The 9724-nt window shown below is 73.4% G+C and carries 7 protein-coding genes; 2 read left to right on the top strand and 5 right to left on the bottom strand.

Annotation, left to right across the window (positions count from 1 at the left end; all coding sequences use genetic code 11):
• Positions 1 to 450: 450 nt before the first annotated feature.
• The 4 genes from ACIREI_RS44390 to ACIREI_RS44375 are packed head-to-tail and all read right to left on the bottom strand — an operon-like array spanning position 451 to position 5558.
• On the bottom strand, positions 451 to 1677 hold the full coding sequence (locus ACIREI_RS44390; protein ID WP_403345918.1) for an MDR family MFS transporter: 1227 nt from the start codon (positions 1675 to 1677) through the stop codon (positions 451 to 453).
• Positions 1674 to 3509, bottom strand: coding sequence for an ABC transporter permease subunit (locus ACIREI_RS44385; protein ID WP_403345916.1), 1836 nt, complete (start codon positions 3507 to 3509; stop codon positions 1674 to 1676). The genes ACIREI_RS44390 and ACIREI_RS44385 overlap by 4 nt, the downstream gene beginning before the upstream one ends.
• A 3-nt stretch (positions 3510 to 3512) precedes the next feature.
• The gene (locus tag ACIREI_RS44380) at positions 3513 to 5018 is read right to left on the bottom strand and encodes an ABC transporter substrate-binding protein (RefSeq protein WP_403345914.1); all 1506 of its coding nucleotides are present in this window, start codon (positions 5016 to 5018) and stop codon (positions 3513 to 3515) included.
• A gap of 3 nt (positions 5019 to 5021) precedes the next feature.
• Positions 5022 to 5558 (bottom strand): GNAT family N-acetyltransferase, encoded by a 537-nt coding sequence (locus ACIREI_RS44375; RefSeq protein WP_403345912.1) that lies wholly within the window; start codon positions 5556 to 5558, stop codon positions 5022 to 5024.
• A 179-nt stretch (positions 5559 to 5737) separates the two neighbouring features.
• Between ACIREI_RS44375 and ACIREI_RS44370 the strand changes: the two genes are divergently transcribed.
• Positions 5738 to 6685: an ATP-binding protein gene (locus ACIREI_RS44370; RefSeq protein WP_403345910.1), complete on the top strand. Its 948-nt coding sequence runs from the start codon at positions 5738 to 5740 to the stop codon at positions 6683 to 6685.
• Between the two features lie 58 nt (positions 6686 to 6743).
• On the top strand, positions 6744 to 7136 hold the full coding sequence (locus ACIREI_RS44365) for an SCO5389 family protein (RefSeq protein WP_403345908.1): 393 nt from the start codon (positions 6744 to 6746) through the stop codon (positions 7134 to 7136).
• A 90-nt stretch (positions 7137 to 7226) separates the two neighbouring features.
• Here the strand turns inward: ACIREI_RS44365 and fusA are convergent, their stop codons facing one another.
• A complete protein-coding gene (gene fusA / locus ACIREI_RS44360) occupies positions 7227 to 9284 on the bottom strand; it encodes an elongation factor G (RefSeq protein ID WP_403345906.1) in 2058 nt (685 codons plus the stop codon).
• Positions 9285 to 9724 lie beyond the last annotated feature (440 nt).

Raw genomic sequence — 9724 nt, 5'->3', positions numbered from 1 at the left:
GGGTGTCCGTCCTCGGTCCGGTGCTGGACCTTGCGCGAGAGGTGCCGTCCCTTGACACCGGACTCTGCGGGCGGACACCCCCCGACCCGTCCCCTCCCGCCGTACGCGACCGCGGGCCCACGGGGCTACATGCCATTGCCGGTCGGCCACAGCAGCCCGCGCAGCCGCATAGCTGCGGGCAGTCGTGCCGCTGGGGCGGCACGGGTGGGCGCAGCGGCACCCCGTCAGCGCCGGGCCGCGCGACCCGCCCCCGCATCACGGCAACCCGCTCAGCCGCGTAGCTGCGGGCAGTCGTGCCGCTGGGGCGGCACGGGTGGGCGCAGCGGCACCCCGTAGCGCCGGGCCGCGCGACCCGCCCCCGCCCAGTCCCACGCCGGGCAACCCGCGCAGCGAACGGCACCAGTGGCCCGACCCAGCCGACGCAGTCACCCCGCGCACCCTCCCACCCACTTATCTGCGCGGCAGCAGGGCTATCGCCGTGATCGGTACGGCCGCCAGCACCAGCCAGGGCACGGCGGCCGGCAGGCCGGGGTCGAGCAGCGTGCCGGTTGCCGAGCTGCCGAGCAGGACGATCAGGCCGGAGACCGAGGACAACGCGCCGGTGTAGAGGCCGAGTCGGCCCTCCTCGGCGAGGTCGGGGACCCAGGCGCGGGCGACCGGCGCGACGAGCATCTGGCCGAGGGTGAGCAGGACGACGAAGACGGCCGCGGGCAGCAGACCTGCCGTGCCCGTCCAGTCGGCGGGCCGCGCGGCGGCCACGACCGCGAACCCCGCCGCGATCAGCAGCAGTCCGGCGACCATGGACCGGCGCAGGGTCAGCCGCTCCCCCACCCAGCGGGTGACGGGCAGCTGGGCGACCACCACCAGCAGCGAGGACAGGGCGAACAGCCAGGCCAGCGCCGCCTGGGAGCCCGTGGCGCGCTCCACCTCGTCGGGGAGGGCGAGGTAGAGCTGGTTGTAGGCGAGCAGGTAGGCGCCGTACGCGCAGCACAGGGCGAGGAAGCGGCGGTTGCGCAGCAGCTTCCCCATGCCGCCGCGGAACCGGACGCCCCCTCGCCCGGGTATGTGCTGCGGCAGCAGCCACGCGTGCCCGGCGAGGACGAGTACGAAGATGCCGGCGCCGGCGAGGCAGACCGTACGGAAGTCCACCGAGAGCAGGAGTGCGCCGAGCAGTGGTCCGACGAAGGCGCCCGCCTGTCCGGCCACGGTCAGCAGCGCGAGGACGTGGGTGCGGGAGCCGCCGCCCGACTCCTCCCACACCACGGCCTGCCGGGCCACCTCGGACTCCACGGCGGGTGAGAAGAGCGCGGCGGCGAATCCGATCAGCAGGACGGCCGCGATGACCGCCCAGGTCTCCCGCGCGTACCCGAGCCATGCGAACCCCGCGATCCGCAGCACGCAGCCCGTGAGGACGACCGGCCGGATGCCGTACCGGTCGGCCAGCGCCCCGCCCACGACGAACAGCCCCTGCTGGCTGAAGGTCCGCAGCCCCAGCACGAAACCGACCAGCCAGCCCGCCATGCCGATGGCCTGTCCCAGGTGCTCGGAGAGGAAGGGCAGGACGGCGAAGAAGCCGATGTTGAAGGCGAGTTGGGTGAGGATGAGGAGGCGGAGGAGGGGAGAGAGGCGGGGGCGGTCCGGCGCCTTGCGGAGGCCGCGTGACAGCAGCGAGGTCATCCGGTCTTCACCAACTCCCTGGTGGCTGAGGGCTGTTCGGGCAAGGGGAGGGTGGGCTCGGTCCTCCGGCGCCGTCGCCGACCCCACCGCACCCCTCCCCCAGCCTTCGGCCGGGGGGACCCCCATCTCGCTCCGCTCGCCGCCGTCACCGCCAGCGCGCCCAGCAGGGCGAGTACGGCGGCGGGGGCGAGGACCGCCCAGGGGGCGCGCTCGGCGTAGGGCTGGTTCTCGGCGAGGAGGAGGCCCCATTCCGGGGAGGGCGGCTGGGCGCCCAGGCCGAGGAAGGCCAGCGAGGCGAGCGCGAGGGCGATACCGGGCAGGCGGAGCAATGCGTGGCGGGTGACGGGGGGCAGGACGGCGGGGAGGAGTTCGTGGCGCAGCAGGTACCAGGGGCCGGCGCCCATCGCGCGGGTGGCGGTCAGGTGGAGCGCGGCGCGTTCCTGCCGTAGCAGGGCGGAGGTGTGGGCGGCGAGCGGTGCCCAGGCGACGGCGGCCACGGCGAGCGCGGGCGTGGCGGTTCCGCTGCCGACGACCGCGGTGACGAGCAGGGCGACCAGGACCGGCGGCAGCGCGGTGACGGTGTCGACGAGCGGGCCGGACAGGCGGGGCAGCAGGCCGAGGGCGAGGCCGGTGAGCAGGGTGGCGGCGGTGATCGCGAGGGCGAGCAGCAGGGTGTCGAGGGCGCCGTGGGCGACGCGGGCGAGGACGTCCCGGCCGAGGGCGTCGGTGCCGAACGGGTGCGCCGGGGAAGGGGCCGCGAGTCGTTCGGTGGTGTCGAGGGCCAGCGGGTCGCGGGGCAGGCCGACGGCGATGACGGCAACGAGCAGGCCGCCGTAGAGGAAGGGGAGGAAAGTGTGGGCGGGCGGTGACGGCCGGTGCAGGGACGGCAGTGCGCCGTCGCGCAGGGCGGGGCCGATCAGCAGGCGGGCGAGGAGGTGGGCCAGTCCGGCGGCCACGGCGGCGAGCAGGATGAGGGCGAGCGTGCCGGCCTGGAGGACGGGCAGGTCCTGGGCGAGGGCGGCCTGAAGGGTGGTGCGGCCCAGGCCGGGGATGTCGAAGATCTGCTCGACGGTGACCGATCCGCCGGTCAGTCCTACGACGAACAGGCCGGTGTTGGGCAGCAGTCCGGGCAGGCAGCGGCGCAGGGCCTGGCGGGCGACGGAGCGGCCGGGCAGTCCGCGTGCGGTGGCGGCCAGGGCCCAGGGCTCCGCGAAGGCGCCGGGCAGCAGGTCGTCGAGGAGACGGCCGAGGACGGCCCCGGCGGGGAGGCCGAGGGAGAGAGCGGGGAGGATCGTCCACTGGAGGCCGTACCAGCCGAGGGCCGGGAGCCAGCCGAGTTGGACGCCTACGACGGTGGCGAGCACGGACGCGGTGAGGAACTCGGGCAGTGCCGCGAGGACGGCGGAACCGCTGCCGCCCGCGCGTCGCCCGTCGAGCCGCCGCTGCGCGCCGAGCCACAGAGTGCGGGCGCAGATCAGCGCGGCGGTGACGGCGGCGACCGCGAGGGCCACCGCCATCAGCAGCAGGGACACGCCCAGGGCCTGGAGTACGTCGGGCGTGACCTCGCTGCCGGAGATCCACGACCGGCCGGCGTCCCCGTGCCACAGCCCGCCCAGCCAGTCCCCGAGGAGGTGGAACGGTCCCTTGTCCAGGCCGAGTTGGGCTCGGATGTCCGCGAGCACCTCGGGGGTGGGGTCGCGGTCGGCCGAGCGGGCCTTGAGCACCGTGAGCGCCGGGTCGGTGCGCGAGAGCCAGGGCAGGACGCCGATGGCGGTGACGAGCGCGACCGCGATCCCGAGCCGCCACAGGAACGTGGCCGTGCGCTGCCGCATGGGTCAGCGCCGGGTGCCGATGCCGACGAGGGTGCGCTCGTACGGGTCGAGGAGCGCGCCCCGGACGTCGGTCCCGACGCCGGTGATGATGCGCTGGTGGACCAGCGGTACGACGGCGTCCGTGCCGAGGATGCGGGCCTCGGCGGCCATCGCCGCGTCCTGCCGCTCGGCGGTGTCGGCCGTGCCCTCGGCCTTGGCCACGGCCCGGTCCACGTCCTTGTCGCACAGCTGGGCGATGTTGTAGCCGCCGTCGCAGGTGTAGTCGCTGGCCAGGACGGAGACGGGGTCGCCGGTGTCGACGAGGGTGTTGCGGGCGAGGACGAAGGCGTCGAACTTGCCGTCCAGCGCGTCGCTCTCCAGCCGCGAGTACTCGCGCACCTCAAGCGTGACCTCGAACCCGGCCTTCTCCAGCTGCTGCTCGAGCACCTGGGCGACTTCCGGGAGTTCGGGCCGGTTGTCGTAGGTGGCGAGCGTGATACGGGCCCCCTCGGGCTTCGCGGGCGCCGTACGTCCGACCGGTTCGGTCCGCTTGCCGGCGGCCCAGGTGACGGCGGGCCCGTAGATGCCGACGCCGGCGTCGGCGTACCCCTCATAGACGCCCTTGGCGAACGCGGAGGTGTCGACGGCCTGCCGGGCGGCGGCCCGGAGCGCGGCGTTCTTGAAGGCGCCCTTCTCGGTGTTGAGGAGCAGGCTCGTGGTGCGGGTCGTGGCGGTCGCCTCGCGGGTGGCCTTGTCGAGGGTGGCGGCCTGGGCTACGGGGATCGCCTCGGCGAGGTCGACCTGGTTCGTGCGCAGGGCGGCGGCGCGGGCGGTGCCGTCGGCGACGAACTTGACGTCGATGCCGGTGGCCTGGGCGCGGCCGCCCCAGTAGTCGTCGTAGCGGTCGAGGGTGGCGGCTGTGGCGCCCGTGACCTTGGTGAGTTCGAAGGGCCCGGTGGCGGTGCCGACCGGGTCGACCTTGTCCTGGGTTCCGTACGCCTTGCCGGAGAAGACGGCGAGGGCGGGGCTGGACAGGCGCAGCGGCAGGACGGGGTCGGGGGCCTCGGTGGTGATCCGTACGCCGGTGCTGCCCTCGGGCTTCGCGGTGAGGGTGACGCCGGAGAGGGCGGCCGGGACCGGCTTGGCCTTCGTGGCGTGGGTGAGGGCGCCGGCGACCGCGGCCGGGGTGACGGCGGAACCGTCCTGGAAGGTGGCCTCACGCAGGGTGAACAGCCAGGTGCGGTCGTTCTCCTGCCGCCAGGAGGCGGCGAGGGCGGGAGCCGCGGCGCCGTTGGCGTCCAGCGCGGTCAGGCCCTCGGTGACGCCGAGGCGGCTGAGGATGGTGGAGTCGGCGCCGTACGGCGAGAGGTTCTCGGCGGGCGGGAAGGCGAGGGCGACGCGGAGGCGGGAGCCGTCCTGGGCGTCGCCCGCGGCGTCGGTGCCGCCACCGGAGGCGAAGCAGCCGGCGAGGACGGGGGCCAGCGCGAGGGCGATGAGCGGGCGGAGTCGGCGCCACACGTTCTGTCCCACGTTCTATCGCTCCATCGGTATCTCGAAGTGGACGACGCCGTTGCCGCCGTCGGTGTCCTCGCGCTCGTCGTGCACGACCTTGCCGAGCGAGCGCCAGAAGGCCTCGGCGCCGGGCACGTTCGGGTCGGTGTGCAGATAGACGGACCGGTAGCCGCCGTCCGTCGCCGCGAAGGCGAGCAGCTCGTCGACCAGTCGCCGGGCCAGTCCGCGCCTGCGGTGCTCGGGGCGGACGTAGACGCGGCGCAGCTGTGCGGTCTCGCCGCAGGGGTAGCGCTCGGCGAGGTGGCGCGGGTTCGGCGGGTGGGCCGGGCCGCGGGAGTCCAGGGCGGCGGTGGCCACGACACCGTTGTCGCGCGGGTCGAGCGCGACGAGGAGGGTGTGGCGGGGCGGGGCGAGGTAGGCGGCGGCCGGGTCGATGATGTCCGCGTGCCAGCGGGGCACATAGCCGGTGCCGAAGTCGCGGTAGACGGTGTCGAGCATCAGGGCTCGCGCACCGTCGAGGTCGTCCGGGCTCGCCGCCCTGATGCTGTAGTCGTGCACTTGCACATCATATGCATTAAGAGCAAGAGGTGATTACGGCCTCCCTGCCCTCACTCAACGCCCTTACAGCTCGGGTGATTTGACAGTGATCACGGCCGCCGACACCCTAGCCACATGACATCCATTTTCAACAAGGGTAGCCTGAAGGCCGCCTCGACCGCGAAAGCGGGCGGCTGCTGATGCGTATCGCTTTCGTCGGCAAGGGCGGCAGCGGCAAGACCACCCTGTCGGCACTGTTCTCCCGCCACCTCGCCCGCGCGGGCGCGCCCGTGCTGGCCATCGACGGCGACATCAACCAGCACCTCGCCGAGGCGCTGGGCCACGACGGCGACGCCCTGGACGCACCGCCCCTCGGCGCCCACCTGAGGGACATCAAGGAGTTCCTGCGCGGCACCAACCCGCGCATCCCCTCCGCCGACGCCATGATCAAGACCACCCCGCCCGGCAGAGGCTCCCGCCTCGTGAACCTGCTCGGCGACGACGAACTGCACGCGCGGCACGTCCGGCGCGTGGGGGACGTGCCGGTGATGGTGACGGGCGAGTTCGACGAGAGTGACCTGGGCGTGGCCTGCTACCACTCCAAGCTCGGCGCGGTCGAGCTCTACCTGGGCCACCTGGTCGACGGCCCGGGCGAATACGTGGTGGTCGACATGACGGCGGGCGCGGACGCCTTCGCGTCGGGCCTGTTCACCCGCTTCGACATGACGTTCCTGGTGGCGGAGCCCACGCGGAAGGGCGTCTCGGTGTACCGCCAGTACCGGGACCACGCGAAGGAGTTCGGCATCCGCATCGCGGTCATCGGCAACAAGGTGACGTGCGAGGACGACCTCCTCTTCCTCAAGGAAGAGGTCGGCGACGACCTCCTCACCCACCTGGTCCACTCCTCCTGGGTACGGGCGGCCGAACAGGGCCGGGAGCAGGGCGAGTTGGAGTCCCACAACGTCCACGCCCTCAACCTCCTGCGCGAGGCGGTCGACGTCCACCCCAAGGACTGGCCCACGACCCACCGCCACGCCGTCGAGCTCCACCTGCGCAACGCGCGCGCGTGGGCGGACGACCGGACGGGCCACGACCTGGCCTCTCAGGTGGACCCGGAGTTCGTGCCCGGCCCGACGGCACTGACCTGACGACGACGTATCCCCCAGCACCGAGCATCGCCACACCACCGGACAGGAACACACGCACATGTCTCTCGACGTCTCCCCGAAGCTCCTCGCCGAAGCCGAACACGGTGACATCCGCGAGGAGGACTTCGTGGACACCGTCCGCACCTCACTGCCGTACGCCTACGATCTGATCGCCTCCCTCGCCGAGGAACTCAAGGGCGGCACGGCCGAGTTCACCGACAACCAGACCCCTCCCCCGTCCGAGAAGGAGCGCGGCCAACTGCTGCGCGCCCTCGCCAGCGACGCGATCCGTGGCAGCCTGGAGCGCCACTTCGGGGTCGCCCTGGCCTTCCAGAACTGCCACCGGGTTGCGGCGTTCCGGATGGAGGGCCGGGACGGGGAGACGTACGCGCGGTTCACTTCGGTGCGGTCGCAGGTGCTGAACCAGTCGCCGGAGTTCCGGGACTGCTGAACTGACGCCCCCACTCGCATGGCATGGTCTACTCGACGCCGGTCGCGTCGAGTAGACCATGCCCCTCCCGAGGGGACGGGCCCCGCTGCGCTACCGCGGTGCGGCGGCCACCGGCGCCGCCGCGTACCCCGTCGGCCGAGCCGTGAACGTCCCCCGACCCTGCGTCCGGCTCCGCAACCGCGTCGCGTAGCCGAACAGTTCGGCCAGCGGCACGGTGGCCGTCACGACCGCCGCGCCCGCCCGTGTGGTCGAGCCCGTCACCCGGCCCCGCCGGGCCGCCAGGTCGCCGAGGACCCCGCCGACCGCGTCCTCGGGCACGGTGACCGTGACCTCGACGACCGGCTCCAGCAGGACCATCGCGCAGGTGCGCAGGGCGTCCCGGAGGCCGAGTCGGCCGGCCGTGCGGAAGGCCGTGTCGGAGGAGTCCTTCACGTGGGTCGAGCCGTCGGTGAGGGTGACGCGCAGCCCGGTCACCGGGTGGCCGCCGAGCGGGCCTTCGGCGAGGGCGTCCCGGCAGCCGGCCTCCACTGCGCGTACGTACTCCTGCGGCACGCGACCGCCGACGACGGTCGAGCGGAACTCGAAGCCCGCCTCCGTTTCCAGCGGCTCCACGTCGAGGACCACGTGCGCGAACTGCCCCGCCCCGCCGTCCTGTTTGACGTGCCGGAAGACGAAGCCGGACACCCCTCGGCCCACCGTCTCCCGGTAGGCGACCCGGGGGCGGCCGACGTTGACGTCCAGCCCGGCCTCCCGCCGGATCTTCTCCATCGCGACCTCCAGATGCAGTTCTCCCATGCCGGACAGCACCGTCTGCCCGGTCTCGGCGTCGGTCCGCGCGACCAGCGACGGATCCTCCTCGGCCAGCCGGGCCAGCGCCGAGGCCAGCCGGTCGGTGTCGGTGGACCTGCGGGCCTCGACCGCCACGGACACCACCGGGTCGGCCACGCTCGGCGGTTCGAGGACGAGTGGGGCGTCCGGCGCGCAGAGCGTGGAGCCGGGGCGAGCCGACTTCAGGCCGACCACGGCCACGATGTCCCCGGCGACCGCCCGGTCCACCTGGGCGTGGCGGTCGGCCTGGACCCGCAGGATCCGCCCGATCCGCTCACCGCGGCGCGCGCCCGCGTCGAACACCGTGTCTCCCTTCTCGACCGTTCCCGAGTACACGCGCAGGTACGTGAGCCTGCCGGTCGACGTGGCACTCACCTTGAACGCCAGCGCCGCGAACGGTGCCGACGGGTCCGCGGGCCGGTCCTCCTCCACCCCGTCGCGCAGACCGCGCACGGCCGGTACGTCCAGGGGCGACGGCAGATACGCCACGACCGCGTCGAGCAACGGCTCGATCCCGCGGTTGCGGTAGGCCGAGCCGCACAGCACGACCACGCCGTCGCCGCTGCCGGTCAGGTCACGCAGGGCGGTGACGAGGGTCTCCGGCGAGAGCGCCGACCGCGCGCAGAACTCCTCCAGCGCGCCGGCATGCAGTTCGGCCACCGCCTCCTCCAGGAGCCGTCGACGCCGGTGCGCCTCCTCCCGCAGATCGTCCGGCACATGCTCTTCCACGAAGGTCTCGGCGCCGTCGGCCCACACCAGTGCCCTCATCCGTACGAGGTCCACGACGCCGCGGAAGCCGTCCTCCGTACCGATGGGCAACTGCACGACCAGCGGCGCCGGATGCAGCCGTTCCCGGATCGATGCCACGGCCGTGTCGAGGTCGGCCCCGGCCCGGTCCAGCTTGTTGACGAAGGCGATTCTCGGCACGCCGTGCCGGTCGGCCTGCCGCCATACCGACTCGCTCTGCGGTTCGACTCCGGCCACGGCGTCGAACACCGCGACCGCGCCGTCGAGGACGCGCAGCGAACGCTCCACCTCGTCGGCGAAGTCGACGTGCCCCGGGGTGTCGATGAGGTTGATGCGGTGACCGCCCCAGGCGCAGCTGACCGCCGCCGCGAAGATGGTGATCCCGCGATCGCGCTCCTGCGGGTCGAAGTCGGTGACGGTGGTGCCGTCGTGGACCTCGCCGCGCTTGTGCGTGGTCCCGGTGGCGTACAGGATCCGCTCGGTGACGGTGGTCTTTCCCGCGTCGACGTGGGCGAGGATGCCGAGGTTGCGGACGGCGGTGAGGGTGGTGAGGGTGGTGAGGTCGGTGCGCACGGCCCTTGGCCTTTCGGATGATCCGGAAACGGAACGGAAACGGGGCAGCGCGATTCCCGGACGGCATGCAGGCGCACGTGAGCGTGACCTGCCGCCCCGTCGGACTGCGGGACGGCACAGAACGGCAAGGAACGGCAAGGGAGTTGACGTACCTCAGGCGCGCTCTCGGAGCTTCTCAGGTGCTCTCAGGCGTTCGTCGCGGGCATCCGGTGCCGGCCGCGCAGCGGGCACCGGGCGGACGAGGACACGAGGATCACCACGTACCGGCAGGGGGAGACGACGACAGCGGTGCGGTCACGCACGGCCCGGCTCCCCTCGACTCGTCACGGCGACGCGCCGCCGGGTGGTGGGCGGCGCGCGATTGCGTGGTGAGTCTAGGGAGCCGGGCCGGGTCGGAGCACGCGATTTTCCTGCCGGCCGCCATCGACGGCGCGCGGACG

The organism is Streptomyces sp. NPDC093591 (assembly GCF_044764885.1).
Classification (GTDB): Bacteria; Actinomycetota; Actinomycetes; order Streptomycetales; family Streptomycetaceae; genus Streptomyces.
Note: the sequence above shows the minus strand (reverse complement) of the source record. Positions and strands in the feature narration are given on the sequence as shown.